The sequence below is a fragment of the Bartonella vinsonii subsp. berkhoffii ATCC 51672 genome (assembly GCF_902825225.1).
Lineage (GTDB): Bacteria > Pseudomonadota > Alphaproteobacteria > Rhizobiales > Rhizobiaceae > Bartonella > Bartonella berkhoffii.
The window spans coordinates 1-398 of the sequence record NZ_CADEAK010000281.1 but is presented as its reverse complement, the minus strand read 5'-3'; the positions used below and the strand labels follow the sequence as shown (position 1 = coordinate 398).

At 40.2% G+C, this 398-nt stretch carries 1 protein-coding gene; it reads left to right on the top strand.

Annotated features, from left to right (window positions below; genetic code table 11):
• On the top strand, window positions 1-398 hold a 398-nt coding region (locus tag J7R10_RS09270), incomplete at both ends, for a 3'-5' exonuclease (RefSeq protein WP_281432523.1).

Below are 398 nucleotides of genomic sequence, written 5' to 3'. Positions count from 1 at the left end.
GAACCAGAAATTAAACGTGAGTTTGATCAAAACGACGAAGAAGTCCGTAGTATGACGGTTCATGCTGCTAAAGGATTAGAAGCTGCTGTTGTTTTGCTCGTTGATCCAGGGAGTTCTGTTGGGCATTCTCAACATGCACCACATCTTCTGAAAGTTCCCTTAAACAAGAAACAATTAAACGACCAACACGCTTTTATCTGGTGTCCTAACGCAGAAGTTCGTAGCCCCCCCTCTGAAAAAGCACTTTCACATTTAAAAGAATGTGCAGAAGAAGAATATAAACGCCTTCTTTATGTAGGCATGACATGCGCTGAAGATCGATTATTTATTTGTGGATATAAAAGTCAGAAATCCTCCTCTCATACATGGTTACAATTGGTAAAAAACGCTCTTGAACC